The sequence below is a fragment of the Streptomyces sp. NPDC020362 genome (genome assembly GCF_040642095.1).
Taxonomy (GTDB): Bacteria; Actinomycetota; Actinomycetes; order Streptomycetales; family Streptomycetaceae; genus Streptomyces.
The window spans coordinates 106299-132454 of the sequence record NZ_JBFAET010000002.1 but is presented as its reverse complement, the minus strand read 5'-3'; the positions used below and the strand labels follow the sequence as shown (position 1 = coordinate 132454).

Below are 26156 nucleotides of genomic sequence, written 5' to 3'. Positions count from 1 at the left end.
GGCTGTGCGACGCCGTGAGGCCGCCGGTCCACGACCGACGGCCCCACGGGGTCGTTTCGCCGGAAACCGGCTCTGACCTGCCCCTACAGCACCGGCAGGTTCTTCCGCAGCTCGAACGCGGTGACCTCGGAGCGGTACTCGTGCCACTCGGCCCGCTTGTTGCGCAGGAAGAAGTCGAAGACGTGCTCGCCGAGGGTCTCGGCGACCAGGTCGCTGCGTTCCATGAGGGTCAGGGCCTCGCCGAGGTTCTGCGGCAGGGGCTCGATGCCCATCGCGCGGCGCTCGGCGTCCGAGAGGGCCCAGACGTCGTCCTCGGCGCCCGGCGGAAGCTCGTAGCCCTCCTCGATGCCCTTGAGGCCCGCGGCGAGGAGGAGGGCGTAGGCCAGGTACGGGTTCGCGCCGGAGTCCAGGGAGCGGACCTCCACGCGCGCGGAGCCGGTCTTGCCGGGCTTGTACATGGGGACCCGGACGAGGGCCGAGCGGTTGTTGTGGCCCCAGCAGATGTAGGAGGGGGCCTCGCCGCCGGCGCCGGCGGTGCGCTCGGAGCCGCCCCAGATCCGCTTGTAGGAGTTCACCCACTGGTTGGTGACCGCGGAGATCTCCGCCGCGTGCTTGAGCAGGCCCGCGATGAAGGAGCGGCCGACCTTGGAGAGCTGGTACTCCGCGCCGGACTCGTAGAAGGCGTTGCGGTCGCCCTCGAAGAGGGAGAGGTGGGTGTGCATGCCGGAGCCCGGGTGCTCGGAGAAAGGCTTCGGCATGAAGGTCGCGTGCACGCCCTGCTCCAGCGCCACCTGCTTCATGACCAGGCGGAAGGTCATGATGTTGTCCGCGGTGGAGAGCGCGTCGGCGTAGCGCAGGTCGATCTCCTGCTGGCCGGGGGCGCCCTCGTGGTGGGAGAACTCGACCGAGATGCCCATCGACTCCAGCATGGTGATCGCCTGGCGGCGGAAGTCCATGCCGACGTTGGTCGGGGTGTGGTCGAAGTAGCCCGAGTTGTCGGCCGGGGTGGGGCGGGTGCCGTCCAGCGGGCGGTCCTTCAGCAGGAAGAACTCGATCTCGGGGTGGGTGTAGAAGGTGAAGCCCAGGTCGGAGGTGCGGGCCAGGGCGCGCTTGAGGACGTAGCGCGGGTCCGCGAAGGACGGGGAGCCGTCCGGCATGAGGATGTCGCAGAACATGCGGGCCGTGCCGGGGGTCTCCGCGCGCCACGGCAGGACCTGGAAGGTGGACGGGTCCGGCTTGGCGATCATGTCGGACTCGTATACGCGGGCGAAGCCCTCGATGGCGGAGCCGTCGAAGCCGATGCCCTCGTCGAAGGCCTGCTCCAGTTCGGCGGGGGCCACGGCGACGGACTTGAGGAAGCCCAGCACGTCCGTGAACCAGAGGCGTACGAACCGGATGTCGCGCTCCTCCAGGGTGCGGAGCACGAACTCCTGCTGCTTGTCCATCTTCAGCTTCCCCATCCTTGCTGGTCAGGCCGCCTTTCCCCGGGTGTCCCCGGAGGCGGTCGGGCACCTGAGCATCACACCACAACACCGTTTCGGGCGCGTTGCGGACCTTGATCGCCCGGCCGACCTCGACCTGAACGCCTTGCGTCCCACAGGTGTACTGCTCTGCAGCCCATCTTGCCTGCTCGCAGCGACATCCGTAATGGCCGGTCCGCTTCCTGCGTGAGCGAGGCCACGTCGATTTAATTTGCATCTCAGATGCAAGTTTTCATACGGTGCCGATCAGTCGAGCCACGAGGAGCCCCGATGCTGTCCGAGCAGTCCGCAGTCACCGTCCGCGCCACGCTTCCCGCCGTCGGCGCCGCGATCGGCGGGATCACCGAGCGCTTCTACGCCCGCCTCTTCGCCGCCCACCCCGAACTGCTGCGCGACCTCTTCAACCGCGGCAACCAGGCCTCCGGCGCCCAGAAGCAGGCCCTCGCCGGTTCCATCGCCGCCTTCGCCACCCAGCTGCTGGAGCACCCGGACCGGCGGCCCGACGCGATGCTCGGCCGGATCGCGCACAAGCACGCCTCCCTCGGGGTGGCGCCCGAGCAGTACCCGGTGGTCCACGAGCACCTCTTCGCCGCGATCGCCGAGGTCCTCGGCGAGGCCGTCACGCCCGAGGTGGCGGCCGCCTGGGACGAGGTGTACTGGCTGATGGCGAACGCGCTGATCGCCGTCGAGAAGCGGCTGTACGAGGAGAGCGGCAGCCGTGGCCTGCGGCCGTGGGAGGTCGTCGAGCGCATCGCCGAGACCGCGGACGTCGTCACCTTCCGGCTGCGGCCGGCAGACGGGGGCCCGGTGGCCGGCTTCCGCGCCGGCCAGTACGTGTCCGTCGCCGCCGCCCTGCCCGACGGGGCCCGCCAGATACGGCAGTACAGCCTCTCCGGGGCCCCGGACCCCGCGCACCGGCAGATCAGCGTCAAGCGCGTGCACGGCGGTGCGGAGCCCGACGGCGAGGTCTCGAACCACCTCCACGCGCGCGTGCGCGAGGGCGACGTCCTCGACCTGTCCGAGCCGTACGGCGACCTGGTGCTCGGCGACACCGGCGACACGCCCCTCCTGCTCGCCTCCGCGGGCATCGGCGTGACCCCGATGGTCGCGATGCTCTCCGCACTCGCGGCCGACGGCCACCGCGCGCCCGTCACGGTCGTCCACGGCGACCGCTCCCCCGCCGAGCACGCCCTGCGCACCGACCACGAGGCCTGCGCCGCCAAACTCCCGGACGCCTCGGTGCACTTCTTCTACGAGCGCGAGGCGGAGCCCGGCACCCGCACCGGCCTGGTCGACCTCACCGGCATCGCCGTACGCCCCGGCACGCGCGCGTACCTGTGCGGCCCGCTGCCCTTCATGCGCGCGGTGCGCACCCAGCTGATCGGAAAGGGCGTGGCTCCGGCCGACATCCACTACGAGGTCTTCGGACCCGACCTCTGGCTGGCGCAGGACTGAGCGGAGGGCCGCGCGAGCCGCTCGCGGGCACCTAACATGCCGCCCATGGCAATGTTCGTGCACCTGACCTCGGCGGCGAACGCGCCCCGTATCCGGCGGTCCGGAATCCGTGCCGTCAGCCACGGACAGGGCGGGGCGCGCGGGGTGTTCTGCTTCCCGGTGCTGCCCTCGTACACCCTCACCCACCAGTGGCTGCGTGAACTGGCGCGTTCCGGCAGCCGGGGAGGGCTCGTGGCGGTCCATGTGCGGCTGGACGACGGCCAGGACGTGCTGGTCGGGCGCTACCCGGACCGGGCGCGGGGCGCCCAGGCGGCCGTCCCCGCGGCCGAGGCGGTGCGCCGGATCGGGGCGCTGGAGGATCCGCGCGGCTGGGAGGTCTTCGTGCCCCGGGCGATCGGGCCGCGCGAGGTGCACCGGATCCGCACCGCGCCGCAGGTGGCGGGATGGCGGTACTGGCCGGACGCGCACGGCGTGTCACCCTGCACCTGCCTGGGTTGCCGGGTGCGCGGCGAGTACGGGTCGCGGCGCCTGCGGGAGCGGATGCCGCATCCTCTGGACGGTCCGCCACCACCGGCGCGGGTGCTGCTCGCGCGGGTCGCGGCGGCCGGGGATCCGGGTGATTCCGCCGCGCTGCGGGCGGCACTGCACTGGTTCGGCACGCGGCGCCGCGGCCCGCTCCCCCGGCTGGCCCACCTCGCCGCCCATCCCGACCCCGGGGTGCGGGAGGACCTGGTGTGGGCCGTCGGCCGCTGGTCCACCCCCGGGGTCGCCGAACTGCTGGAGAGCCTCGCCGACGACCCGCACCCGGACGTCCGGGAGGCGGTGGAGACGATCCGCGGCGACTCCTGACTCCGCTCGCCCGCCGGGCCGGTCCAACCGTCAGCTCGCCCGGCCGCCGGGCCGGTCGAACCGCCGCAGCGACGCAAACGGGGGCGCGGGGTGGTGCACACCCCACGCCCCCTCAGCCACCTGCTGTGATCAGTGGCTGCGGTACGACTGGACGTAGCCGTTCGCGGGCGAGCCCACGCCGGTGACGTCGTCGTAGCCCTTCACCGCGGACAGCGAGCTGTCCTTGCCGAGGCTGCGGACCGAGGTCGCGAGGCCACCGGAGGCGTCCAGGCCGTTCACGAAGTCGATACGGGCCACCGCCAGGCCGGAGCCGGTCGGGTTGTCCGTGACGTCGTGGAACACGCCCTTCTTGCCGTACTTGGCGTAGATCGCCGGGTTGGCGAAGCCGAGCGCCTTGCCGCCGCCCGCCTCCTGGGCCAGCGCCTGGACCGCGGCGATCACCGGGGCGGCCAGCGAGGTGCCGCCGATGCGGTACTCGCTGTACTGCTCGGAGCCGTCCGGGAAGGTCTGGGTCTGGCCGACCAGGAAGCCGGTGTTCGGGTCGGCGATGGCCGCGATGTCCGGGACGACGCGGTTGCCGGCGGCGTTGTTGGCCGTGGCCAGCGCCTTCGGCACGACGCCCTTCTGGTAGTACGGCTGCGGGACGGTCTTGCTGGTGCCGCCGCCCGCGCCCGAGGTGAAGGCGCCGGGGAAGTTCGTCCAGCTCTTGCCGTCGGCCGACAGGGTCGCCTTCTCGGTGCCCCAGCCGGTCTCCCACTGGTACGTGTCGCCCTTGCCGACGGCCAGCGAGGTGCCGCCGACCGCGGTCACCCAGGCCGAGTTGGCGGGGGTGTCGACCTGCTTCGTACCGGACTTGGCGGCCTGGTCGCCGTCGTCACCGGAGGAGAAGTAGAAGCCGATGCCCTGGACCGCGCCCAGCTGGAAGACCTGGTCGTAGGCGGCCGCGAGGTCCGGCGTCTGGGTGGCCTCGATGTCGCCCCAGGAGTTGGAGACGATGTCGGCCAGGTGGTTGTCGACGACCTTGCTGAGCGAGTCGAGCAGATCGTCGTCGTAGCAGGACGCGGCGCCCACGTAGGTGACGTCGGCGTCCGGCGCGACGGCGTGCACGGCCTCGACGTCGAGGGTCTCCTCGCCGTACCAGCCGGCCGCGCCGCACTCCTTGGTCTTCGTGTAGTTCTTCGGCAGCACCTGGTGCAGCTGGCCGGTCTTCCAGGCCGCGTCACCGTTCTTCAGCGCGTACGTGCCCGCGTCGAAGGCGATGGTGGGCGAGGCGTACGCGTCCGTGATGGCGACGCGCACGTGCTTGCCGGTGTAGTCGCCGGCGCCGTAGACGGAGCGCAGCTGCTTGCCGGTGTAGCCCTTGATCGCGTACGGGATCTTCTGGCCGTAGGCGTCCGGGAGGCTGGTGGCGATCTTCGAGCCGTAGTACGAGGAGAACGGCCCGGAGTTCTTGAACACGGCGTCCGGGGGCGGCAGCTGGTCGTCGTGGTTCGACTTGTGCGGCGCGGTGTCCAGGCCGGTGACGGTGAGGACGGCACCCTTCAGACCGGCCGGCACGGACGCGGACTTCGCGGGAGCGCGGTAGGTCTTCCCGCCCTTGGTGAAGTTGTGCAGCTGGGTGCCGAACGCCTTCTCCGCCGCGGAGACGTCACCGGAGACGGCGACGTAGTGCGCGGTGACCTCGGTGACCTGCAGTCCGGCCGACTTCAGCCAGGACTTGACGGCGGCCACCTGGGCCTTGGTGGCCCCGAAGCGGGCCTGCGCCTTCTTGGGGCTCAGGTACTTGCGGTACAGCGGCGAGCTGGGGTCGGACACGGCCTTGGCGTAGGCGGCGAGTCCGGCCCGGTCCTGGCCGGCCAGGTAGACCCGGGCCTTGACCTGGGCACTGTCGGCGGTGGAGCCCTTGTCCGCCTTGGCCGTGGCCCACGCGGGCTTGGTGCCCGCGAGCGCGTCACGGGACGGGGTGTCCGTGGCGTGCGCCGCGGGTATGCCGAGCGCCAGAGCACCGGCGATCATGGGCAGTGTCGCTGCCATGCTCACACCGGCGCGCGCCTTGGCACGGTTGGATCTCATAGAACCCCCTGCGATGCGATTCGCATGCATGTAGTGGTCGGAACGTCGTGGATCCGGGCGCGGGCCCGCGGCGGCGTCGACCCGCGAATGGATCACACGATGGGGGCCACTCTCTCGATGAACCGTTCATGCCAGGGGAACGCAAAGGTCAAGAGAAACCCAAGGAACATTCAGGTGGGGCGATTTGACGCTTTCGTCCTGACGGAGGTGTTACGAACGGGCTTGCGCGCCGCGTTCTTTGAGCATGCCCGCCATCAGCTCGATCTCCGACTGCTGCGCGTCGACCATGCCCTGCGCGAGTCTCTTCTCCACGCCGACGCTGCACTTGGCGGCACATCCCTCGGCCATGTGGATGCCGCCCTTGTGATGGTCCGTCATCAGCTGCAGATAGAAGATCTCCGCCTGCTTCCCGCTCAGCGACTGGAGCTTCTTCATCTCGGTGTTGGTCGCCATGCCCGGCATCAGCGCGCCGTCCTTGCCGGAGGCCATGTCGCCCATGCCCATCCAGGTCATCGGCGGCTCGGCCGACACCTTCGGCAGCTCCCACAGATCCAGCCAGCCGAGCAGCATCCCGCGCTGGTTGGCCTGCGTCTGCGCGATGTCGTAGGCGAGGCGCCGGACCTCCTCGTTCTTCGTGCGGTCCCGCACGATGTACGACATCTCGACGGCCTGCTGGTGGTGGACGGCCATGTCCCGCGCGAACCCGGCGTCGGCGGACTCGGCCGTGGGCGTCTTCGGGCCCGATCCGCCGCCGTCCTCGGCGACCGCGTACGTGATCGCCCCGGCCGCGACGAGCGCCGCCGCCGCGGCGCCCGTCATCCAGCCGATGTGCTGCCGCCTCACTTCATGACCCCGCCGGTGCACGAGGCGCCCGGCTCGGGCGTCTGCTGGCCCTGCACATAGGCGGCGAAGAACTTGTCCACCTCGGGGTCGTTCGCGCTCTTCACGGTCACCTGGTGGCCCCACGCCGACAGGATCAGCGGGGCGGCCTGGTTCTCGTACGGGCTCATCAGCGAGTACGGCGTCTTCTTCACCTTGGCCGCGAGTGCGTCGACGTCCGTCTTGGCCGCCTTGCTCGTGTAGGTCACCCAGACCGCGCCGTGCTCCAGCGCGTGCACGGCGTTCTCGTCCTGCACCGGCTTGGTGTAGACGTCGCCGTTGCAGTTGAGCCACACCGGGTTGTGGTTGCCGCCGACCGGCGGGTGCATCGGGTACGACACCCTGGTCGTCACATGGGTCCGCGACAGCTTGCCGGACCAGGTCTTCACCCCGTCCTTGCCGGTCGTGAAGTGCCCGGAGTCCCCGGAGTCCTTGGCGTCGCCGCTCACGGTCGAGTCCTTCTTGCCCGACTGGGAGTTCACCAGGACCACGCCGCCGACGACGAGACCGGCGACGACCACGACGCTGGCCGCGACGACGAGCACCCGGTTGCGGCGCTCGCGGGCACGCTCGGTGCGCCGCATCTCTTCTATGCGCGCCTTGCGCGCGGCGCTGCTGCTGTTCTTCGCGGAACCCATGAGGACAGTCCTTCTGGGGAAAGGGACGTGAGGGTGGGGCTCGCTGATCGTAGTGGGCGCGCCGCCCCGTGCCGTAGGGAGGGCAGGGCAGCCGGGACAAATTTGAACCCCGGATGCGCATTACTTACCCTCGCGGTATGCGGCTGCTGCGCTCCACCGACCTGGCCCTGCGGGTCCTGATGCGGCTCGCCGTCGCCGGCTCCGCCAGCCCCACGACGCGCCAGGTCGCCCAGGACATGGACGTGCCCTACACGCACGCCGCGAAGGTCGTGGCGGAACTCCAGCACCTCGGTCTGGTCGACGCCCGCCGCGGCCGGGGCGGCGGACTCACCCTCACCGAACAGGGCCGTGGCGCGTCCGTGGGTGCGATCGTCCGCACCTTCGAGGGCGAGGGCGACGTGGTCGACTGCGAGGGCACGACCCCCTGCCCCCTCGTCTCGGCCTGCCGCCTGCGGGGCGCTCTGCGCCGGGCCCAGGAGGCGTTCTTCGCGACGCTGGACCCGGTGACGGTGCGGGAGATCGTGGCGGATCCGACGGGCCCCCTGCTGCTGGGCATCTCCAGGGGACCGCAGGACGGCTGAGGGCCCGTTCCCGGCGCACGGCCGGCTGTCCCAAAAGGTCCTTGATCGACGTCGGCGGCCTGCTGAAGGGTGGAAGACCTCCGTCCGGCTCGACAAGGGGGTACGCATGAAGATCCTGATCTCCGGCGCGAGCGTCGCGGGGCCCGCCCTGGCATGGTTCCTGCACCGCGACGGCCATGAGGTGACCGTCGTCGAACGCGCCCCGGCCCTGCGCGACAGCGGCTACGCCATCGACTTCCGGGGACCGGCCCTCGATGTGCTTCGGGAACTGGGCATCCTCGCCCGGGTCCGCGCGCACGCGACCGGGACGACCGGCACCGATCTCCTGGACCCCTACGGCAACCGCACCGGCGAGCTGCCGGCCGAGGTGTTCGGCGGCGAGCTGGAGGTGCCCAAGCGCGAGCTGACCCGCATCCTCCACGAGCGCACGGCACAGACGGTGCGCTACGTCTTCGACGACTCCATCGACCGCATCGACCAGGACGCGAACGGCGTCCGGGTCGGCTTCGAGCGGACCGAGCCGGACACCTACGACCTGGTGGTCGGCGCCGACGGCATCTACTCCGTGGTACGCCGCCTGGTCTTCGCCCCGCACTCCGAGGTGATCCGGCACCTCGGCCTGTCGGGCGCCGGCTTCAGCACGGCCAACCGTCTCGGCCTGGACCACCGGGGAGCGCTGTGGCAGACCCCCGGACGGGCGGTCTACATGTTCAGCGCGGCGGACCCGGAGCGGGCGTCCGTCAGCCTGTCCTTCGCCAGCGACTCCCCCGCGCTCGACCTGCTGGACCGGGCGGAACAGGAGCGCGTGACCCGCGAGCGGCTGGCCGGGGCCGGCTGGCTCGTACCCCGTCTCCTGGAGGACATGTCCGCCGCTACCGACTTCTACTTCTCCTCAGCCTGCCAGGTGCACCTGGACCGCTGGTCCGAGGGCCGTGTGGTCCTGCTGGGCGACGCCGGCCAGTGCGCCGCCCCGACCTCCGGCATGGGCACCTCCCAGGCCCTGGTCGGCGCCCACACCCTCGCCCGCCACCTCGCCGCCTGCGGCGACGACCACGGCAAGGCCTTCGCGGCCTACGAGCAGGAACTGCGCCCGTACGTGAGCGAGAACCAGCGGATCGGCCGCGAGGGAGCACGCCGCTTCGGCGCGTGAGCACCCCACCGCGACCGGTCGCCCTCACCTCTTCTCCGGCTCGCCGGCGGGGGGCTCGGCCGCTCGCCGACGCGGTTGCCGTCGGAATCCAGGAGGCCGGTGCCGGTCATGCCGGGCTCGTACGGAGCCGGGTGCACGTCGAAGCCGAGCGAGTCGGGTGGGTGGGCGAGCGGGGGTCCAGGGGGCGGAGCCCCCTGGGTCAGCGGTGCAGCGCCCCGGACTGCTCGGGCACGTGCGTGGCGACGATGCGCTCCCGGCCCGCCACCGGAGCCTCCCGCCGCCGGTCCACCCCGTACGCCACGCCCGCCACCCCGAGGCCCAGCACGGCCAGCGCCGCTCCGGCCACCGCGGGCGACGTCACGCCGAAGCCCGCGGCCAGGGCCAGGCCGCCGATCCAGGCGCCGCCGGCGTTCGCCAGGTTGAACGCCGCCTGGTTGGCCGAGGAGGCCAGGGAGGGGCCCGCGGAGGCCTTCTCCATGACCATCAGCTGGAGCGGGGAGCCGGTGACGAACGCCGCCATGCCGAGCAGGGCCACCGCCAGGGCCGCGCTCCACTCGGCCCGCATCAGGAGGGGGAAGAGCAGCAGGACGACCCCCAGCGAGGCCAGGCCGCCGAAGAGGGTGCCCCGCATGGAGTGGTCGGCCAGCCGTCCGCCCAGCAGGTTCCCCGCCGTCGCGCCGACGCCGAACAGGGCGAGCAGCAGGGTCACGCTGGACTCGGCGAAGCCCGCGGAGTCCGTCAGCATCGGGGTGACGTAGCTGTAGGCGGCGAAGAGGGCACCGAAACCCGCCACCGTCGTGCCCAGCGCCAGCCAGACCGGCAGGGACCGCAGGGCGGCCAGTTCGCCGCGCAGGCCGGTCGCGGGGGCGTGGGAGTGGTCGTGCGGGATCAGGAGGACGAGGGAGGCTATCGCGGCGAGGCCGATCGCGCTGACGCCGAGGAAGGTGGCGCGCCAGCCGAGGTGCTGGCCGATCAGCGTGGCGACCGGGACCCCTGCGATGTTGGCGACGGTCAGGCCGAGGAACATCAGGGACACGGAGCGGGCCTTGCGCTCCGGCGCGACCATGTTCGTGGCGACGACCGCGCCGACGCCGAAGAAGGCGCCGTGCGGCAGACCGCTGAGGAAGCGGGCGGCCAGCAGCCAGTCGTAGCCCGGGGCGAGCGCGGAGAGCGCGTTGCCCACCACGAACAGGGCCATCAGGCCGATCAGGACCGTGCGGCGGGACATCCGCGCGGTGACGGCGGCCAGCAGCGGGGCGCCGATGACGACGCCCAGCGCGTACGCCGACACCAGGTGCCCGGCGGTGGGGATGGAGACGTGCAGGTCGTCCGCGACGTCGGGCAGCAGGCCCATCATCACGAACTCGGTCGTACCGATACCGAAAGCGCCGACGGCCAGGGCGAGCAGGGCCAGGGGCATGAAGGGCCTGTGCCTTTCAGGGGAGAGGGATCCGTGTTCCGTCCAGTTTATGTTCAGCTGCGGAACAAAGTCTCCCGGGCCCAGTATTCCGGCCGGTTACGAGGGCGTGTCCAGCTTCACACGGGCGGCCACCGGCAGATGGTCGCTGTTGGTGCGCGGCAGGGTCCAGGAGCTCTCCGGCTCGACACCCTTCACCATGATCTGGTCGATCCGCGCCATCGGGAACGACGCCGGCCAGCTGAACCCGAAGCCGCTGCCCGCCGCGCCCTGCGTGGAACGCATCTGCGAGGTGACGGCGTTGAGCGAACGGTCGTTCATCGTGCCGTTCAGGTCGCCGAGCAGCACGACCCGCTTCAGCGTCTCGTCGGCGATCGCCTCGCCGAGGGCGTCGGCGCTCTTGTCCCGCTGCCGGGCGGTGAACCCTGCCTCCACCTTCACCCGCACCGAGGGCATGTGGGCGACGTAGACCGCGAGCGGGCCCTTGGAGGTGGCCACGGTCGCCCGCATCGCGCGCTCCCAGCCGAGCTTGATGTCGACGGCCCTGACGTCGGTCATCGGGTACTTGCTCCAGAGGCCGACCGTGCCGACGACCGCGTGGTGCGGGTACGTCGGGGCGAGCGCCTTCTCGTACACCGGCACGGCGGAGGCGGGCAGCTCCTCCAGGGCCAGCACGTCCGCGCCGGAGGAGGCGACGTCGCGGGCGGTCGCGGCCGGGGCGGGGTTGTCGGCGTTGACGTTGTGGGTGGCCACCATGAGGTCACCGCCGGGGCCCGTCTTGTCGGTGAGAAGCCCGCCGAAGAGGTTCAGCCACACGATGGCCGGAAGGAGCACGGCGATCAGGGCGGTGGCCGACTTGCGGATCACGCCGAGGACCACCAGCACCGGGATGAGCAGGCCCAGCCAGGGCAGAAACGTCTCGGTGAGGGAGCCGAGGTTGCCGATCGTGTTGGGCATGCGCGAGTGGATCAGCATCACCAGGGCGAGCAGCAGCGCGAGGACGGCGAGGACGATGCCCCGGCGCCAGATGCGTGGATCGCCGCGCCAGCCGTGGAGCAGGCGGTGCATCAGGCGCCGGAGCCGGGTTCCCGGTCGCTCGGGCCCCGAGCCGCCGTTGTCCGTCTCCGTCATGTACGCCTGCTGCGCCATACCGTCTGCCTCACTGCCTGCCGTGCCCACCGTCGTTCCCCCGCGCTCTACCGACCCTAGGGGATGATCGGGTCCGTTCCTGCCGTCCCATGACGGCCGTACGGAAGACGAGGACGAACGGGGCGGGGCCGGGGGTTCCGGTAACCCCCGGACGGGCCCGTTCTGTGACGAAACGTGCACATGAGTGCTACGAGGATGTTGAGCTGACGGGTCGTAGGCCTTTCAGGACCGTGTCGACGATCTCCTCGGCCAGCCCCTCGGGCAGATCGGCCTCGGGACGCATGACGGACCGGACGAGCATGGGGCCGACGAACATGTCGTTGGCCAGCGCCAGATCGATGTCGGCCCGCAGTTCGCCGTTCAACTGTCCTCGGCGGAGCACTTCGAGGCCGAGGTCGCGCCGGGGCTGTATGACGTTGGCGTGGTACGCCGTCCAGATCTTGGGGCTGCTCTTCATCTGGGCGTACACGTTGTGCAGGATCGCCGAGGAACGGCTGAGCAGGCCCCGCTGGCGCAGGGCCTCGAGCAGGACGACGAGGTCGTCGCGCATGGAGGTGCCGGGGAGTTCGGGGTCGGGAGGCTCGGCGGCGCGCATGACGTCGACGAACAGCTCCTCCTTGCCGCTCCAGCGGCGGTAGATGGTGGCCTTGCCGACCCCGGCCGTGCGTGCGACGCGCTCGATGGAGAGTTCGGCAAGGGGTACGCCTTCCTCCAGGAGCTTCATCACCCCCTCCAGGATGGCGCGTTCCACTGCCTCGCTGCGCGGGCGCCCCCTGACGGGACCGTCCGGCCGCGGCCGGCTCTCGGCAAGGCTCACTCGTCCGTCCTTTCACTGTGCTGCGGGAATTCTCCCGCAGCAGCCTCCTTCCCCCGTGGATTCGCCGAACGCTTTGTCAGTCGCCGGCCGCGACCAACTCCGGTTCCTTCTTGTCCTCCTGGTCGGCCGGCTGCCTGCCCGGCAGGAACAGGGCCGTCACCACGGCGCCGATCACCGCGACACCCGCACCGCACAGGGCGGTGACGTGCATGGCGTGCAGGAAGGCGTCGTTGGCGGGGCCGACGAGGGCCTTGCCCTGCGCCCCGAGCCTGCCGGCGACACCGAGGGTGGCCTCGATGGACTCGCCGGCCGTCTCCCTGAGGCCGGGCGGCAGCAGGCCGAGCTTGCCCTCGATGCCGTTGCGGTACGAGGTGGAGAGCACCGATCCGAGGACGGCGATACCGAGGGCGCCGCCGACCTGGCGGAAGGTGTTGCTGAGCGCCGAGGCCGAACCGGCCTTCTCGCGCGGCAGGGCCTGCATGATCACGACCGAGGCCGGCGTCATGATGTGGGCCATGCCGACGCCCATGAAGAAGAAGATGGTCTCCAGCAGCCAGATCGGCGTGTCGGCCTTCAGGGTGGCGAACGCGGCCAGCGTCGCCGCGATCAGCACCAGGCCGGCGGTGGTCGTGGCCTTGTTGCCGAACCGCTCCACCACCAGGCGGGCGCGCGGCGCGAAGAACATCTGCGCGGCGGCCAGCGGCAGCATCAGCAGACCGGACTGCAGCGGGGAGTAACCGCGCACGCTCTGCGTGTAGAAGACCGAGAAGAAGGTGACACCCATCAGCGCGAAGAAGACCAGCGCGATGGCGGCCATGGCGGCCGAGAACACCTTGTTCTTGAAGTAGGTCACGTCCAGGGACGGGTGGTTGCTGCGCTTCTCGAAGACGACGAAGCCGGCCAGGACGACCAGACCGGCGGCGATGGTCGCCAGCACCTTGGCGTCGGTGAAGTCGGCCAGCTCACCGCCCTTGATGATGCCGTAGACCAGCAGGACCAGACCGACGACCGACAGGACGACGCCGACGGGGTCGAGGCGTCCCGGCCTGGGGTCGCGCGAGTCGGGCACCAGCCACAGCATCAGGGCAAGCGCGATGATCACGATCGGTACGTTGATGAGGAAGACCGAGCCCCACCAGAAGTGGTCCAGGAGCGCACCGCCGGTGATCGGGCCGATCGCGATGGCGAGGCCGACGCCGCCGGCCCAGATGCCGATGGCCTTGGGCTGCTCCTTGCGCTCGAAGACGTTCATCAGCACGGCGAGCGTGGCGGGCATCACGAACGCGGCACCGAGGGCCATCAGGGCGCGGTAGGCGATCAGCTGGTCCGGCGTGCCGGACTCGGCGGCCAGGGCCGAGCCGATGCCGAACACGACGATGCCGCCGAGCAGCACCTTCTTGCGGCCCAGGCGGTCGCCCACCAGACCCGCGGTGAACAGCAGGCCGGCGAAGACGAGGGTGTAGGCGTTGATCGCCCACTCGATCTGGCTCTGGGTGGCGCCGAGGCCGGTGGGCGCCGGGCTCGAGATGGTCTTGATGGCAACGTTCAGGATCGAGTTGTCGAGCACGACGATGATCAGGCTGAGCATCAGCACGCCGAGGATCGCCCAGCGGCGGCGGTGCACCGCCTCGGGTATCCGGGAGGCAGGGACGGATGTTGTCATGCGTCCGAGCCTACGGTCATTCCAATACGGCACCGTCTCGTATCTGAATTCCTTTACCGAGGCCTTACACAGCGGGCCGACAGCACCGCGGGGATCACATGAGGGTCCCCTGGCCCTGACTGGCACGAGGTGCCACCATGGAGACGATCCGGGGACGCCGTCAGGGCGCCTCGAGATGACTGAAGGAGCCGTTGCCATGACGCAGCTTTCGGCTGCCCAGAACAAGCCTTCCGACGGCAGCAAGGCGCTGTACGGGGGGAAGGGCACCCGCCGCATCACCGTCCGCGAGATCGCCCTCGCCAAGGAGCGGGGCGAGAAGTGGCCCATGCTCACCGCCTACGACGCGATGACCGCGTCCGTCTTCGACGAGGCCGGGATCCCGGTCATCCTGGTCGGCGACTCGGCGGGCAACTGCCACCTCGGGTACGAGACGACCGTGCCCGTCACCCTCGACGAGATGACCATGCTGTCCGCGGCGGTCGTACGCGGCACGCAGCGCTCCCTGATCGTCGGCGACCTGCCCTTCGGCTCCTACCAGGAGGGTCCGGTGCAGGCGCTGCGCTCGGCGACCCGGCTGGTGAAGGAGGCCGGGGTCGGCGCGGTCAAGCTGGAGGGCGGCGAGCGGTCGCACGAGCAGATCCGGCTGCTGGTGGAGTCCGGCATCCCGGTCATGGCCCACATCGGGCTGACCCCGCAGTCCGTCAACGCGATGGGCTACCGCGTGCAGGGGCGCGGCGAGGAGGCGGCGCAGCAGCTGCTGCGGGACGCGAAGGCGGTGCAGGACGCGGGCGCGTTCGCGGTCGTCCTGGAGCTGGTCCCTGCGGAGCTGGCGGCCGAGGTGACGCGCGTGCTGCACATCCCCACCGTCGGTATCGGCGCGGGGCCGGAGACCGACGCGCAGGTCCTGGTCTGGACGGACATGCTGGGGCTGACCTCCGGCCGGGTGCCGAAGTTCGTCAAGAAGTACGCGAACCTGCGTGAGGTCATGGGGAACGCGGTGAGGGAGTTCGCGGAGGACGTCGTCGGCGGGACGTTCCCGCTGGAGGAGCACTCCGTCCACTAGTCCACAGCGGCAACACCCGGGCAGCCCGCCGATCGTCCCCCATCGGCGGGCTGTCCCCTTTCTGCGCCTGCACCGGCGCCGCTCTCGCGGAGGTGATTGCTCGCCGTCGTGGTTGCCCGGTCGACGGTTGCGGTGGCCGTCGGCAAGTTGTCGGTGGCTGTAGGCGCCCTGTCGGTGGTTTGTCGGTGGGCCCTGACACTGTCTTCCGCATGACGCGAATCGAACACGACCCCGTCGGCGGAAGCCACGCCGTGACGGTACGGGGACTGGTCAAGCACTACGGCGAGACCAAGGCGCTGGACGGTGTCGACCTCGACGTGCGGGAGGGCACCGTGATGGGGGTGCTCGGGCCCAACGGCGCCGGAAAGACCACTCTCGTACGGATCCTGTCCACCTTGATCACTCCGGACGCCGGGCAGGCCACCGTGGCCGGATACGACGTGGTGCGCCAGCCCCGGCAGCTGCGCCGGGTGATAGGCCTCACCGGGCAGTACGCCTCGGTGGACGAGAAGCTGCCCGGCTGGGAGAACCTGTACATGATCGGGCGGCTGCTGGACCTGTCCCGCAAGGACGCCCGCACCCGCGCCGACGAACTGCTGGAGCGGTTCTCGCTGACGGAGGCCGCCCGGCGCCCGGCGAGCACCTACTCCGGCGGTATGCGGCGCCGCCTCGACCTCGCCGCCTCGATGATCGGCCGCCCGGCGGTCCTGTACCTCGACGAGCCGACCACCGGACTCGACCCGCGCACCCGCAACGAGGTGTGGGACGAGGTCAAGACGATGGTCGGCGAGGGGGTCACCGTGCTGCTCACCACCCAGTACATGGAGGAGGCCGAGCAGCTCGCCTCCGAGCTGACCGTCGTGGACCGCGGCAAGGTCATCGCGAACGGCGCCATCGAGGAGCTGAAGGCCAAGGTCGGCGGGCGCACGCTGCGGGTCCGTCCGGTGGATGCGCTCCAGCTGTCCCCGCTCGCCCAGATGCTCGACGAGCTGGGCATCACCGGGCTCGCGACCACCACGGTCGACCGCGAGAGCGGCACCCTGCTGGTGCCGATCCTCAGCGACGAGCAGCTGACCGCCGTGGTCGGCGCCGTCACCGCGCGTGGCATCACGATCTCCTCCATCACCACCGAACTGCCCAGCCTGGACGAGGTGTTCCTGTCCCTCACCGGCCACCGCGCCAGTGCCGGACAGGACACCACGCCCGTCGAGTCCCGCGAGGAGGTCGCCGCATGAGCGTCGCCACCGCCACTGCCCCCACCGCCGGCGCCGCCGACGTCCGCATCCCGCTGCGCGGGCATCTGCGGCACACCGGCGCGCTCATCCGCCGCAACCTGCTGTGGATCCGCCAGGACCCCGAGTCGATGTTCGACGCCCTGCTGATGCCGGTCGTCTTCACGCTGCTGTTCGTGTACGTCTTCGGCGGCTCGATCGGGCAGGCCCTGGGCGGCGGTCAGGACCGGTACGTGCAGTACGTCATCCCCGGCATGCTGGCGATGATGAGCATGACGATGTCGCAGGGCGTCGGCACCGGCTTCAGCCAGGACTTCAACAGCGGTGTCATGGACCGCTTCCGGTCCCTGCCGATCGGGCGCGGCTCGGTGCTGTTCGCGAAGATCGCGGTGGAGCTGGCCCGGATGCTGTTCGCCACGGCCATCCTGATGGTCGTCGCCGTCCTGGTCGGTTTCCACATCACCAGCTGGCCCGGCCTGCTCGCGGCCGTGGGCCTGTCCACGCTGTTCGCCTCGTCGATCATGTGGGTGTTCCTCACCCTGGGCGTCGTCCTGAAGAACGCCCAGTCGGTGCAGGCGATGGGCTTCCTGGTGCTGTTCCCGCTCCAGTTCGGCTCGTCGATCTTCGCCCCGACCAAGTCGATGCCGCACTGGCTGCAGCACTTCACCGACTACAACCCGCTGTCCACGCTCGCGGACGCGGCGCGCGGCCTGATGACCGGCGGCCCGGTCGCACACGACCTGTGGGTGACGGCGGGCTGGTCGGTCGCGATCACCGCGGTGATGGCACCGGTCGCGATCCACAAGTTCCGCACCAAGGCCTGAGGTCCGGCGGCTCAGACCAGGGCGGTGGCCTCCTCGAGGGAGAGGCCACCGCCCTCGGCGTACGCGGCCTCGTACGCGGGTCCGTCGAGCGTCTCCCGGATCCGGGCCTCGGTCAGGTCGTGCACCCGCCGCTCGACGCTGGAGGAGACGTGCCCGGCCGGCAGCAGGGCGTCGGCCGCGGCCAGACAGCGGGCGGCGTCCGCGGCGCCGGTCTCGCCGTCGCGGCCGGCCAGGGCCATCGCCGCCACGGTGAGGCAGATGGAGTGCAGATGCGGGGTGATGACCCTGGACAGCGGGTCGGCGGCGAGCCGCAGGGCCCGCCGGACGGCGGCCAGGGCCTCCTCGCCACGGCGGTCGAGAGCGTCCAGCCAGGCCTCCTGGCCGAGGATCATGGCGTCGAAGACGACGAAATGCGCGATCCTGAACTCCTCGCGCAGCAGCCGGAGCTGGTCGCGCGCCTCGGCGATGCGGTCGGTCAGGCCGAGCCAGCAGGCGAGGAAGAGCCGGGCGGCGGGCATCGCCTCGTTGTGGGAGCCGTCCTGGCCCGCGATGACGTCGCGCAGCAGCCGCTCGCCGCGTTCCATGTCGCCCGCCTCCATGAGCACGCTGCCCAGCCGGGCGTTGAGCACGGCCGTCTGGGCGCGGGCCCCGAGCCGTTCGGCGTGCTCGACGGCCGCCGAGTAGTCGGTGGCGGCCTGCTCGTAGGCGCCCTTGCGTTCGTGGGCCTCACCGCGGGCGGACAGCGCCTCGGCGATGCCCCACTCGTCACCGAGACGGCGGTAGATCTCCAGCGCCTCCTCGGCGTCGCGGACGGCGTCCCCCGCCCAGACGGTGCGGTTGGCGAGGAGGTTGGCGCGCGTCTGCAGGGCGCCGGCCAGCTCCCAGTCGTAGCCGGGGGTGTCCCGGCAGGTCCGGACGGTGGCGTCGACGACCGAGTTCAGGCGCTCCACACCGCCGGTCAGCATCTCGGCGTAGAACCAGAGCATGCCCGGGGCCCGGCAGGTCTGCGGCATGCCGGGCTCGTAGACCTGGGTGACGACCCGTAGCTTGGCCTGCGCCTCGGGGGTCTGCCAGGCCTCCATCTCGGTGTCCATGCAGGCGAGATGGGCGAGGTGGACACCGCGCCGGGCCTCGGCGAGGAATTCGCCGGTGAACGGGGGCGGGACGTCGGTGCAGCGCTGCCACACCGGGCGGGCGTGGCGCACCGGCTCGGTGAACGGGTCGGGGCCGAGCGCCATGACCTCCTGGCACCAGGTACGGGCCTCGATGCGCTGGTCGCGCATCTGCCAGAACCAGATCAGGGACAGCACCAGGCTGAGCCCCTCCTGCTCGTCGCCGACGGCCACGGCATGCCGGAAGGCGGTGCGCAGGTTCTCGTACTCCAGCTGAAGCCGGTCGATGGCGGTGCGCTGTGCCTGGCCGCGCAGCAACGGGTCCGTGGTGCGCGCGAGTTCGCGGTAGTACGTCAGGTGGGCGCGCTCGGCGTCGGCCCGGCGCCCGGTCTCGGCCAGCCGTTCGGCCGCGTACTCGGCGACGGTCTCCAGCAGCCGGTAGCGCATGCCGCCCTCGGCCCCTGTGCCTGGTGGCGGCGCGGCCACGACCAGGGACTTGTCGACCAGGGAGGCGAGCGCGTCCAGGGCGGCCGGGCCGCACACGGCCTCGGCGGCGGCCAGGTCGCAGCCGCCCGCGAAGACCGACAGGCGTGAGAGGACCTCCCGTTCCTCCTCGTCCAGCAGGTCCCAGGACCAGTCCACGACGGCGCGCAGGGTCTGCTGGCGGGGCAGCACGGTGCGGCTGCCGCCCCGCAGCAGCCGGAAGCGGTCGTCGAGCCGGTCGGCTATCTGGCGGGGCGTGAGCACACGCAGCCGGGCGGCCGCCAGCTCGATCGCGAGGGGCAGTCCGTCGAGCCGGCGGCAGATCTCGGCACACGCCTCGGGGTCGTCCGCGACCCGGAATCCGGGGCGGGCCGCGGCGCCGCGGTCGGTGAGCAGCCGCAGCGCGACCGGCTCGGGCAGCGGATCCACGGGCCGCACCAGTTCTCCGGGCACCCCGAGGGGTTCGCGGCTGGTGGCCAGCACGGTCAGCTCCGGGCAGCGGGCCAGCAGGCGCTGTGCCAGCCGGGCGGCGGCCTCGACGACGTGCTCGCAGTTGTCGAGGACGATCAGCATCCGGCGCCGGCCGCAGTGCTCCACGAGCCGCTCGACCGGGTCTCCGACGCGGTCGGCGGCGGCGCGGATGGTCTCGACGCCGGCACCGTGCAGCACGGTCTCGCGGGCGCCGATGGCGGTCAGCACGGCCTGCGGTACGGCGTCCGGGTCGTCCACGGGGGCCAGCTCCGCCAGCCACACCCCGTCCCGGACGGTGTGCCGTACGGCCTCGGCGGCCTCCTGGGACAGCCGGGTCTTGCCGGCTCCGCCGGGCCCGAGCAGGGTGACGAGCCGGGCCGCCGCGAGGTCGGCACCGATGGCCGTGATGTCGGCCTCACGGCCGACGAAGGAGGTGAGCCGGGCGGGCAGGTTGCCGGGCACCGCCGGGGCGGCGGGTGCCGGCGGCCCGGCGGTATCGGTCAGCAACCCGGTGTGCAGCGCGCGCAGTTCGGGTCCCGGGTCGGAGCCGAGCCGGTCCGCGAGGAGCTGTCGTACGTCCTCGTAGGCGGCCAGCGCCTCGGCGGGCCGGCCGGCGTCGCGCAGGGCCCGCAGCCGCAGGGCCTGGAGCGGTTCGTCCAGGGGGTGGCCGTCGCACAGGGCGGTCAGCTCGGGCAGGGACTGCTCGGCGTGGCCGAGGGCGAGGGCGGCGGTGTGCCGGGCGCGCAGCGCGTCCAGCCGGCGGGTCTCCCAGCGGGCCACCTCGGCGGTGCGGTCGGGCAGATCGGCGAGGGCGGGTCCGTGCCACAGCGCGAGCGCGTCGTCCAGGACGGCGGCCGCCTTGTCCGGGTCACCGTCGCGCAGGGCGCTCAGGCCCCCGCCGGTCAGCCGGTCGAACCGGTGCACGTCGATGTCGTCCGAGGTGGCCGTGAGCCGGTAGCCGCCCTCGGCGGAGGCGACGGTGTCGGCGCCGAGGGCCCGGCGCAGCCGGCCGACCAGTGCCTGCAGGGCACCGGCCGCGTCGGCGGGCGGGTCGGCGCCCCACACCTCGTCCACCAGCACGCCCGCGGGCACGGTCCGCCCGGCACGCAGTGCGAGGACGGTGAGCAGGGCACGCAGCCGCGCTCCGCCGACCGGAACGGCCGTGCCGTCGGGGCGGAACGCCTGGGTGGGGCCGAGGAGGCGATAGCGCACGGGGTCCATTGTCCCTGGAGCCGTCAGGACCGGTCACCGGGTTCGCGCGGTGTGCCGCCGGGGACCTGCGGGGCCGCCGGGGGACCGCCGGCCTCGTCGTGCACCGGGACGGGCCTGCGGCAGCACTCCGTCCGCCGGTTCTGGTGGAACACCGTCGTCATCGGCATCCCCCCAGCTTCCGGGAACCACCCGCCGACCGCGAGACGTTTTCCCGGCGGGCCCGCGCCGGGTACGGTCGGGCTCCCCGGCCGTCCACGCCCCACAGGAGCCCGCCCCATGACCACCGCCACAACCCGCCGCGGCGAACGCCGGGTCAGTCCCGTCTTCGCCGGGATCCTCGCCGTGACGGCGGTGACCGGCTGGGCCACCTGGACGGGGTTCGCCGCGCAGCCCGGCATCGCGGTGTTCCTGTTCGTCACGGCGGCCTGGGTCGTCTCCCTGTGCCTGCACGAGTACGCGCACGCGCGCACCGCCCTGCACAGCGGCGACATCACGGTCGGCGCGAAGGGCTACCTCACGCTCAACCCGCTGAAGTACACGCACGCGCTGCTGAGCATCGTGCTGCCGGTGCTGTTCGTGATCATGGGCGGGATCGGTCTGCCGGGCGGCGCGGTGTTCATCGAGCGCAGCCGCATCCGGGGCCGCTGGCGGCACAGCCTGATCTCGGCGGCGGGCCCGCTGACGAACGTGCTGTTCGCGGCGGTGTGCACCGCGCCCTTCTGGCTGCACGCCCTGGACGGCGTGCCGCTCCACTTCCGGTATGCGCTGGCGTTCCTCGCACTGCTCCAGGTGACGGCGGCGATCCTGAACTTCCTGCCGGTGCCGGGCCTGGACGGCTACGGCGTGATCGAGCCGTGGCTGTCGTACAACGTGAAGCGGCAGGTCGAGCCGTTCGCGCCGTTCGGGCTGCTGTTCGTGTTCGCGCTGCTGTGGGTGCCGTCGGTCAACAACGTGTTCTTCGACGCGATCGACGCGATCCTGCGCGGCCTGGGCGTCGACGACTTCTCCCGGGCCTGCGGCTACGAGCTGTACCGCTTCTGGCGCGGCACCCCGGAGGTCTGCACGATCAGCCCGTGACGGACTTGCCCGGTCCCTCGGCGGACCGTCCGCGCTTGATGTAGTACCAGGTCATGTTGGACGACAGGCCCGCCAGCAGCACCCAGACGATCCCCAGCCAGCTGCCCTGGACGAACGAGACGACCGCCGCGGCGACGGCGAGGACGCAGACGACGAGCGTGTACAGAGCGAGTCGCCGGGTCCGGGTGGGCGGGGGCGAGAGGTGCATGGGGGTCGGCTCCTTGCGGGGGACACTGCTACGACGACCAGTGTCCCCCATCGGTCCCTTCACCTCTCACGTCGGCTCACACGTCGGTGACGCGGAGCCCGGCGTGTGCCTTGTAGCGGCGGTTGACGGAGATCAGGTTCGCGACCAGGGACTCGACCTGGTGGGCGTTGCGCAGCCGGCCGGCGAAGACGCCGCGCATGCCGGGGATGCGCCCGGCCAGCGCCTGCACGATCTCCACGTCGGCGCGCACCTCGCCCAGCACCATCACATCGGTGTCGATCTGCTCGATCTCCGGGTCCTGGAGCAGGACGGCCGACAGGTGGTGGAAGGCGGCGGTGACCCGGGAGTCCGGCAGCAGGGCGGCGGCCTGCTGGGCGGCGCTGCCCTCCTCCGGCTTGAGCGCGTAGGCGCCCTGCTTGTCGAAGCCGAGCGGGTTCACGCAGTCGACGACGAGCTTGCCGGCCAGCTCCGCGCTCAGGGATTCCAGCGTCTTTCCGTGGCCCTCCCACGGTACGGCGACGATCACGATGTCGCTGCGGCGCGCGGTCTCGGCGTTGTCGGCACCCTCCACGCCGTACCCCAGCTCCTCGGCGGCGGCCTGTGCGCGCTCGGCGGCCCGCGAGCCGATGATCACCTTCTGGCCGGCCCGGGCGAGCCGGTAGGCGAGGCCCTTGCCCTGCGGGCCGGTGCCGCCGAGCACGCCGACGACCAGCCCGGAGACGTCGGGCAGGTCCCAGGGGTCCTTGGCGGGGGCCTTCGCGGGAGTCTGTGCGCTGTCGGTAGAGGTCATGGGCCGACTCTACGTCCGTGGCGCGGGCGGCACCCGGTTCAGGTGAGCCGCATCACGGGCACCCGGCGGAAGGTGATCGTCTCGTAGGCGCTGAAGTCCCCTGTCTCGTAGAGGAGTCCGACGGTGTCGTGGTCGATGCGGACCAGGTCGGAGTAGGCGGCGGGCAGTCCGTCGGCCGTGAAGGCCGTGCGCCAGGTGGTGCCGCCGTCGCCGGAGGCGCGCACGGTCATCAGGGCGCGGAAGGCGGGATCGGCCGGGGCGGAGAAGAGAAGCAGGTCGGGATCGCGCAGCTGGAGAACCGAGGCCTCGCAGACCGGGGCGGTGAGCCCGGCCTGCGGGCGGAAGGGTTTGACCAGCGTCTTCCCGCCGTCCTTGGAGTGGGCGTCGGCACGGTTGCCGGGTGAGGGCGAGTCGTTGCGGGTGTTGAAGTAGACGCGGCCGTCGGGGAGTTCGGCGGCGGTGGTCTCGTTGGCGTTGACGTAGCCGTCGGTGTTGTCGTCGAGATAGCCGAGGTACCAGGTCGCGCCGCGGTCGTCGCTGAGCAGGCAGTGGCCGCCGTTGTACTTGGCCTCCGCACCGGTGTCGGTGCCGGTGGGCGGCAGGGTGTGGTTGCCGGGGACGAGCACACGCCCCGAGCCGAGCTGGAGGGCGTGGCCGGGCGTGGTGGCGTACCAGCGCCAGCCGGGCTTCTTCACCTGCGCGGTGATCTCCCCCGGCTTCGACCAGGTCACGCCGTCGTCGTCGCTGTACTGCACCCACACGCGCCGGCCGTCGGCGTCCTTGACCCGGCCGCGCAGGATGGCGTCCTCGGTGGCGGTGGCCGCGGCACGGACGTGCACCAGCAGGATGCGGCCGGTGTCGAGGACGACCGGGGCGGGGTTGCCGGCGAGGTTCTTCCCGTTGCTCGCGACGACCTGCAGCGGCCCCCAGGTACGGCCGCCGTCCGTGGACCGCTTCAGCACGACCGCGATGTGCCCGTGGTCGGCGGCCGAGTCGACCCGCCCCTCGCAGAAGGCGAGCAGTGTCCCCACGGGGCTCCCCCCGGTCGAGCGGAGCCGAGGCTTGGGGAGGGTGGCCACGACGGCCGGGATACGGAAGCTGGCGTACCCCTCGTGACCCGCGCGGAAGGGAACGGACACATCGGTCATCGACAGACTCCTCACACGGAACACGGAACACGGAACACGGGCCGTGGCTCACGGAACGCGGGATGCGGGATGCGGGATGCGGGATGCGACACACGGGACACCGGACGCTGGACAGTGCCCACGGACCATTGACGGGGACGAGGACGGCTCGACGCCATCCCCAGGTCGGGCGAATCCGGGGTGAACTCCGCGTCAAAAACGACCGGTTGCGGCAGGATGCGGTCGCATGGACGCCGTACGGGTCGCGTTGTTGCGCGAAGTGCTGGCCGGGACCGAGTGGTTGGGGGCCACACGGCGGTTCGCGGCGGTGCTGCGCGGTTCGGTGGTGGGGCACGGGGGCGGGCTGCTCCTGGTGGGCACGCCCGAGTACGAGCCCTGGCACCTGGCCGCGCACCTGGTGGACGAGGCGGCATGGTCGGGCACGCCCGAGCTGGCCCCCACGCTCGTACGGCATCACGCGCGCCCCTCCGATCCCGCGCACCTGGCCGTCGGGCCGGGCCGGATCGAGGAGGCGCGCCGGGGTGAGACCCTGCTGGTCGTCGCACCCGAGGAACCTGCGCAGTTGCTGGAGAGGGTGCATGCGGCGCGCCGGGCCGGGGTGACGGTGCTGGCGCTCGGGGCAGGCGGGGGTGAGCTGTCCGCGATGGCCCATGACGCGCTGGCCGTGCCGGACGGGGCGGAGCTCGACCTGGACAGCGTGCAGCACCTGGTGAGCGCGGCGGCTGGGGAGAACGGGGGTTCTTCGAGGGGGCGGCGGGGTTTCCGCGACCGCCTGACGAGGCTGGCCGAGATCCTGACGGCACCGCCGGCTGCCCCTTGGTGACTCGCCCACCCGCCCGGACGGATCCACCGGCGCGGCCGGATGGTGGTGCTGCCGGCCGCGCTGTGGGGTCTGGCGGTCGTGGCCGCCGGGCTCGCCGGCAGCGTGTGGCCGGTGTTGCCGCTTCCGGCTGCTCGAGCGGGGTCGCCGCGTGGGCGGGAGTACGGACGTCCGTGTGGTCGGGCGGGCTGCTGTGCGCGGGCACGACGGGGCTGCCGGCCCTGTGCCTGCCGGGGCTGACGGTCTACGACGCACGGGCCGACGAGCATGCGGTGCGGCTGCGCGAGCAGTGCACCGCCGCCGCACCCACGCAGGTGTGATCAGTCCTCGTCGGCGTCCCCGTCACCGCGCGCGGAGGCGTCGTGCCAGCGCGGGTCGGTCTCCCACTGGAGGTTGCGCTCGGCCGCGGTCTCCATCGCGTGCTGGGCCTCCTCGCGGCTGGTGTACGGCCCGAAGCGGTCCTTGCCCGGGCACTCCGGACCTTCCTCGACCTTCTTGTGCTCCAGGCAGTAGTACCACTCGCCCGGCTTGCCGACGGTGCGCTTCTTGAACAGGGCCATGAACAGCTCCTCTCGCCAGGGACATGTTCCCCCATGCCCGCTGGTTAGACTCGCTGGCATGTCTGGCCAGTCGCTGCTCGTACCAGGGGAGCTCTCTCCCACCCGTTCGGTACCCGGGAACATCCGCCGCCCCGAGTACGTCGGCAAGCCCGCGCCGACGCCGTACACCGGCCCGGAGGTGCAGACCCCGGAGACCGTCGAGGCGATGCGCGTCGCCGGCCGGATCGCCGCGCAGGCGATGGAGGAGGCCGCGAGGATCATCGCCCCGGGCGTGACCACCGACCAGCTGGACAAGGTCGCCCACGAGTACATGTGCGACCACGGCGCCTACCCGTCCACGCTCGGCTACCGCAGTTTCCCGAAGTCGCTGTGCACCTCGGTCAACGAGGTCATCTGCCACGGCATCCCGGACTCGACGGTCCTCGGTGACGGCGACATCGTCAACCTGGACGTGACGGCGTACATCGGCGGGGTGCACGGCGACAACAACGCCACCTACCTGGTCGGGGACGTGGACGAGGAGTCGCGGCTGCTGGTGGAGCGGACCCGCGAGTCCCTCGAGCGGGCGATCAAGGCGGTCAAGCCGGGCCGGCAGATCAACATCATCGGCCGGGTCATCGAGTCGTACGCCAAGCGCTTCGGCTATGGGGTCGTGCGCGACTTCACCGGGCACGGTATCAACACGTCGTTCCACTCCGGCCTGATCATCCCGCACTACGACAGCCCGCACGCGACGACCGTCATGCGTCCGGGCATGACCTTCACGATCGAGCCGATGCTGACGCTGGGCACGCACGAGTACGACATGTGGGACGACGGCTGGACCGTCGTGACCAAGGACCGCAAGCGGACCGCCCAGTTCGAGCACACGCTGGTCGTGACGGAGACGGGCGCGGAGATCCTGACCCTCCCCTGATCACCACTGCGATCCCCCTCTCCCGATCACTCTCCCGAGACCGCCGCCGAGCCCGCCCCTGACGGGGGCGGGCTTTCTCTTGTACGCT

At 71.6% G+C, this 26156-nt stretch carries 24 protein-coding genes and 1 pseudogene; 11 read left to right on the top strand and 14 right to left on the bottom strand.

Annotation, left to right across the window (positions count from 1 at the left end; translation table 11 throughout):
• Nucleotides 1–83 precede the first annotated feature (83 nt).
• Entirely contained in the window at nucleotides 84–1445 is a 1362-nt protein-coding gene (locus AB0H32_RS01875) for a glutamine synthetase family protein (RefSeq protein WP_361112624.1), read from the bottom strand.
• Between the two features lie 306 nt (nucleotides 1446–1751).
• Between AB0H32_RS01875 and AB0H32_RS01870 the strand changes: the two genes are divergently transcribed.
• Complete coding sequence (locus AB0H32_RS01870; protein ID WP_361112621.1) at nucleotides 1752–2936, top strand: globin domain-containing protein; 1185 nt, start codon at nucleotides 1752–1754, stop codon at nucleotides 2934–2936.
• Between the two features lie 45 nt (nucleotides 2937–2981).
• On the top strand, nucleotides 2982–3785 hold the full coding sequence (locus AB0H32_RS01865; protein WP_361112618.1) for a HEAT repeat domain-containing protein: 804 nt from the start codon (nucleotides 2982–2984) through the stop codon (nucleotides 3783–3785).
• 129 nt (nucleotides 3786–3914) lie between these two features.
• Here AB0H32_RS01865 and AB0H32_RS01860 read toward each other — a convergent pair whose 3' ends face one another.
• The 3 genes from AB0H32_RS01860 to AB0H32_RS01850 all read right to left on the bottom strand — a co-directional run bounded on the left by AB0H32_RS01860 (nucleotide 3915) and on the right by AB0H32_RS01850 (nucleotide 7375).
• Entirely contained in the window at nucleotides 3915–5858 is a 1944-nt protein-coding gene (locus AB0H32_RS01860) for a S53 family peptidase (RefSeq protein ID WP_361112615.1), read from the bottom strand.
• Between the two features lie 210 nt (nucleotides 5859–6068).
• Nucleotides 6069–6677 carry a DUF305 domain-containing protein gene (locus AB0H32_RS01855; protein ID WP_361112730.1) on the bottom strand — a complete coding sequence of 203 codons (609 nt, stop codon included), beginning with the start codon at nucleotides 6675–6677 and terminating at the stop codon, nucleotides 6069–6071.
• Nucleotides 6678–6697: 20 nt separating this feature from the next.
• Nucleotides 6698–7375, bottom strand: coding sequence for a DUF3105 domain-containing protein (locus tag AB0H32_RS01850; RefSeq protein ID WP_361112612.1), 678 nt, complete (start codon nucleotides 7373–7375; stop codon nucleotides 6698–6700).
• A gap of 137 nt (nucleotides 7376–7512) precedes the next feature.
• Here AB0H32_RS01850 and AB0H32_RS01845 point away from each other — a divergent pair, with 137 nt between their 5' ends.
• Together AB0H32_RS01845 and AB0H32_RS01840 are read left to right on the top strand one after the other, a co-directional pair.
• The gene (locus tag AB0H32_RS01845) at nucleotides 7513–7956 is read left to right on the top strand and encodes an Rrf2 family transcriptional regulator (protein WP_361112609.1); all 444 of its coding nucleotides are present in this window, start codon (nucleotides 7513–7515) and stop codon (nucleotides 7954–7956) included.
• Between the two features lie 106 nt (nucleotides 7957–8062).
• Complete coding sequence (locus AB0H32_RS01840) at nucleotides 8063–9106, top strand: FAD-dependent monooxygenase (RefSeq protein ID WP_361112606.1); 1044 nt, start codon at nucleotides 8063–8065, stop codon at nucleotides 9104–9106.
• A gap of 199 nt (nucleotides 9107–9305) precedes the next feature.
• Here AB0H32_RS01840 and AB0H32_RS01835 read toward each other — a convergent pair whose 3' ends face one another.
• From AB0H32_RS01835 to AB0H32_RS01820, 4 genes are all read right to left on the bottom strand, one after another.
• Nucleotides 9306–10526, bottom strand: a complete 1221-nt coding sequence (locus tag AB0H32_RS01835) for an MFS transporter (protein WP_361112603.1) — start codon at nucleotides 10524–10526, stop codon at nucleotides 9306–9308.
• 96 nt (nucleotides 10527–10622) lie between these two features.
• Nucleotides 10623–11672 carry an endonuclease/exonuclease/phosphatase family protein gene (locus AB0H32_RS01830; RefSeq protein ID WP_361112600.1) on the bottom strand — a complete coding sequence of 350 codons (1050 nt, stop codon included), beginning with the start codon at nucleotides 11670–11672 and terminating at the stop codon, nucleotides 10623–10625.
• 187 nt (nucleotides 11673–11859) lie between these two features.
• Nucleotides 11860–12489 carry a TetR/AcrR family transcriptional regulator gene (locus tag AB0H32_RS01825; RefSeq protein WP_361112597.1) on the bottom strand — a complete coding sequence of 210 codons (630 nt, stop codon included), beginning with the start codon at nucleotides 12487–12489 and terminating at the stop codon, nucleotides 11860–11862.
• A 76-nt stretch (nucleotides 12490–12565) separates the two neighbouring features.
• On the bottom strand, nucleotides 12566–14152 hold the full coding sequence (locus AB0H32_RS01820) for an MFS transporter (protein WP_361112594.1): 1587 nt from the start codon (nucleotides 14150–14152) through the stop codon (nucleotides 12566–12568).
• A gap of 196 nt (nucleotides 14153–14348) precedes the next feature.
• Here AB0H32_RS01820 and panB point away from each other — a divergent pair, with 196 nt between their 5' ends.
• From panB to AB0H32_RS01805, 3 genes are all read left to right on the top strand, one after another.
• A complete protein-coding gene (panB, locus tag AB0H32_RS01815) occupies nucleotides 14349–15215 on the top strand; it encodes a 3-methyl-2-oxobutanoate hydroxymethyltransferase (protein ID WP_361112591.1) in 867 nt (288 codons plus the stop codon).
• Nucleotides 15216–15424: 209 nt separating this feature from the next.
• Entirely contained in the window at nucleotides 15425–16450 is a 1026-nt protein-coding gene (locus AB0H32_RS01810) for an ATP-binding cassette domain-containing protein (RefSeq protein WP_361112588.1), read from the top strand.
• Entirely contained in the window at nucleotides 16447–17271 is an 825-nt protein-coding gene (locus AB0H32_RS01805; protein ID WP_361112585.1) for an ABC transporter permease, read from the top strand. The genes AB0H32_RS01810 and AB0H32_RS01805 overlap by 4 nt, the downstream gene beginning before the upstream one ends.
• Nucleotides 17272–17282: 11 nt before the next feature.
• Here AB0H32_RS01805 and AB0H32_RS01800 read toward each other — a convergent pair whose 3' ends face one another.
• Both AB0H32_RS01800 and AB0H32_RS01795 read right to left on the bottom strand, forming a co-directional pair.
• Nucleotides 17283–20558, bottom strand: coding sequence for a BTAD domain-containing putative transcriptional regulator (locus AB0H32_RS01800; RefSeq protein ID WP_361112582.1), 3276 nt, complete (start codon nucleotides 20556–20558; stop codon nucleotides 17283–17285).
• 14 nt (nucleotides 20559–20572) lie between these two features.
• Nucleotides 20573–20716, bottom strand: coding sequence for a hypothetical protein (locus AB0H32_RS01795; RefSeq protein ID WP_361112579.1), 144 nt, complete (start codon nucleotides 20714–20716; stop codon nucleotides 20573–20575).
• Nucleotides 20717–20825: 109 nt separating this feature from the next.
• Here AB0H32_RS01795 and AB0H32_RS01790 point away from each other — a divergent pair, with 109 nt between their 5' ends.
• Nucleotides 20826–21626 carry a site-2 protease family protein gene (locus AB0H32_RS01790; RefSeq protein ID WP_361112576.1) on the top strand — a complete coding sequence of 267 codons (801 nt, stop codon included), beginning with the start codon at nucleotides 20826–20828 and terminating at the stop codon, nucleotides 21624–21626.
• On the opposite strand, the gene AB0H32_RS01785 is transcribed toward AB0H32_RS01790, so the two are convergent.
• From AB0H32_RS01785 to AB0H32_RS01775, 3 genes are read right to left on the bottom strand one after another with little or no spacing between them, the layout of a single operon-like run.
• Nucleotides 21616–21885 (bottom strand): hypothetical protein, encoded by a 270-nt coding sequence (locus AB0H32_RS01785; protein WP_361112573.1) that lies wholly within the window; start codon nucleotides 21883–21885, stop codon nucleotides 21616–21618. The two genes, AB0H32_RS01790 and AB0H32_RS01785, sit on opposite strands and share 11 nt — an antisense overlap.
• Nucleotides 21886–21910: 25 nt before the next feature.
• On the bottom strand, nucleotides 21911–22624 hold the full coding sequence (gene npdG, locus AB0H32_RS01780; protein ID WP_361112570.1) for an NADPH-dependent F420 reductase: 714 nt from the start codon (nucleotides 22622–22624) through the stop codon (nucleotides 21911–21913).
• Nucleotides 22625–22662: 38 nt separating this feature from the next.
• On the bottom strand, nucleotides 22663–23772 hold the full coding sequence (locus tag AB0H32_RS01775; RefSeq protein WP_361112567.1) for a sialidase family protein: 1110 nt from the start codon (nucleotides 23770–23772) through the stop codon (nucleotides 22663–22665).
• A gap of 226 nt (nucleotides 23773–23998) precedes the next feature.
• Here AB0H32_RS01775 and AB0H32_RS01770 point away from each other — a divergent pair, with 226 nt between their 5' ends.
• Both AB0H32_RS01770 and AB0H32_RS01765 read left to right on the top strand, forming a co-directional pair.
• The gene (locus tag AB0H32_RS01770; RefSeq protein ID WP_361112564.1) at nucleotides 23999–24595 is read left to right on the top strand and encodes a hypothetical protein; all 597 of its coding nucleotides are present in this window, start codon (nucleotides 23999–24001) and stop codon (nucleotides 24593–24595) included.
• Between the two features lie 18 nt (nucleotides 24596–24613).
• A pseudogene (locus AB0H32_RS01765) lies at nucleotides 24614–24912 on the top strand (MFS transporter); the annotation flags it as partial.
• On the opposite strand, the gene AB0H32_RS01760 reads toward AB0H32_RS01765, so the two are convergent.
• On the bottom strand, nucleotides 24913–25152 hold the full coding sequence (locus tag AB0H32_RS01760) for a hypothetical protein (RefSeq protein WP_361112560.1): 240 nt from the start codon (nucleotides 25150–25152) through the stop codon (nucleotides 24913–24915).
• Nucleotides 25153–25210: 58 nt separating this feature from the next.
• Between AB0H32_RS01760 and map the strand changes: the two genes are divergently transcribed.
• Nucleotides 25211–26068 carry a type I methionyl aminopeptidase gene (gene map / locus AB0H32_RS01755; protein ID WP_361112557.1) on the top strand — a complete coding sequence of 286 codons (858 nt, stop codon included), beginning with the start codon at nucleotides 25211–25213 and terminating at the stop codon, nucleotides 26066–26068.
• Nucleotides 26069–26156 lie beyond the last annotated feature (88 nt).

Excerpts from the sequence above, each read along its gene's own strand:
- AB0H32_RS01875 (WP_361112624.1), bottom strand. The coding sequence starts at position 1,445 with ATGGACAAGCAGCAGGAGTTCGTGCTCCGCACCCTGGAGGAGCGCGAC.
- AB0H32_RS01870 (WP_361112621.1), top strand. The coding sequence starts at position 1,752 with ATGCTGTCCGAGCAGTCCGCAGTCACCGTCCGCGCCACGCTTCCCGCC.
- AB0H32_RS01865 (WP_361112618.1), top strand. The coding sequence starts at position 2,982 with ATGGCAATGTTCGTGCACCTGACCTCGGCGGCGAACGCGCCCCGTATC.
- AB0H32_RS01860 (WP_361112615.1), bottom strand. The coding sequence starts at position 5,858 with ATGAGATCCAACCGTGCCAAGGCGCGCGCCGGTGTGAGCATGGCAGCG.
- AB0H32_RS01855 (WP_361112730.1), bottom strand. The coding sequence starts at position 6,677 with ATGACGGGCGCCGCGGCGGCGGCGCTCGTCGCGGCCGGGGCGATCACG.
- AB0H32_RS01850 (WP_361112612.1), bottom strand. The coding sequence starts at position 7,375 with ATGGGTTCCGCGAAGAACAGCAGCAGCGCCGCGCGCAAGGCGCGCATA.
- AB0H32_RS01845 (WP_361112609.1), top strand. The coding sequence starts at position 7,513 with ATGCGGCTGCTGCGCTCCACCGACCTGGCCCTGCGGGTCCTGATGCGG.
- AB0H32_RS01840 (WP_361112606.1), top strand. The coding sequence starts at position 8,063 with ATGAAGATCCTGATCTCCGGCGCGAGCGTCGCGGGGCCCGCCCTGGCA.
- AB0H32_RS01835 (WP_361112603.1), bottom strand. The coding sequence starts at position 10,526 with ATGCCCCTGGCCCTGCTCGCCCTGGCCGTCGGCGCTTTCGGTATCGGT.
- AB0H32_RS01830 (WP_361112600.1), bottom strand. The coding sequence starts at position 11,672 with ATGGCGCAGCAGGCGTACATGACGGAGACGGACAACGGCGGCTCGGGG.
- AB0H32_RS01820 (WP_361112594.1), bottom strand. The coding sequence starts at position 14,152 with ATGACAACATCCGTCCCTGCCTCCCGGATACCCGAGGCGGTGCACCGC.
- panB (WP_361112591.1), top strand. The coding sequence starts at position 14,349 with ATGACGCAGCTTTCGGCTGCCCAGAACAAGCCTTCCGACGGCAGCAAG.
- AB0H32_RS01810 (WP_361112588.1), top strand. The coding sequence starts at position 15,425 with ATGACGCGAATCGAACACGACCCCGTCGGCGGAAGCCACGCCGTGACG.
- AB0H32_RS01805 (WP_361112585.1), top strand. The coding sequence starts at position 16,447 with ATGAGCGTCGCCACCGCCACTGCCCCCACCGCCGGCGCCGCCGACGTC.
- AB0H32_RS01800 (WP_361112582.1), bottom strand. The coding sequence starts at position 20,558 with ATGGACCCCGTGCGCTATCGCCTCCTCGGCCCCACCCAGGCGTTCCGC.
- AB0H32_RS01795 (WP_361112579.1), bottom strand. The coding sequence starts at position 20,716 with ATGCCGATGACGACGGTGTTCCACCAGAACCGGCGGACGGAGTGCTGC.
- AB0H32_RS01790 (WP_361112576.1), top strand. The coding sequence starts at position 20,826 with ATGACCACCGCCACAACCCGCCGCGGCGAACGCCGGGTCAGTCCCGTC.
- AB0H32_RS01785 (WP_361112573.1), bottom strand. The coding sequence starts at position 21,885 with ATGGGGGACACTGGTCGTCGTAGCAGTGTCCCCCGCAAGGAGCCGACC.
- npdG (WP_361112570.1), bottom strand. The coding sequence starts at position 22,624 with ATGACCTCTACCGACAGCGCACAGACTCCCGCGAAGGCCCCCGCCAAG.
- AB0H32_RS01775 (WP_361112567.1), bottom strand. The coding sequence starts at position 23,772 with ATGACCGATGTGTCCGTTCCCTTCCGCGCGGGTCACGAGGGGTACGCC.
- AB0H32_RS01770 (WP_361112564.1), top strand. The coding sequence starts at position 23,999 with ATGGACGCCGTACGGGTCGCGTTGTTGCGCGAAGTGCTGGCCGGGACC.
- AB0H32_RS01760 (WP_361112560.1), bottom strand. The coding sequence starts at position 25,152 with ATGGCCCTGTTCAAGAAGCGCACCGTCGGCAAGCCGGGCGAGTGGTAC.
- map (WP_361112557.1), top strand. The coding sequence starts at position 25,211 with ATGTCTGGCCAGTCGCTGCTCGTACCAGGGGAGCTCTCTCCCACCCGT.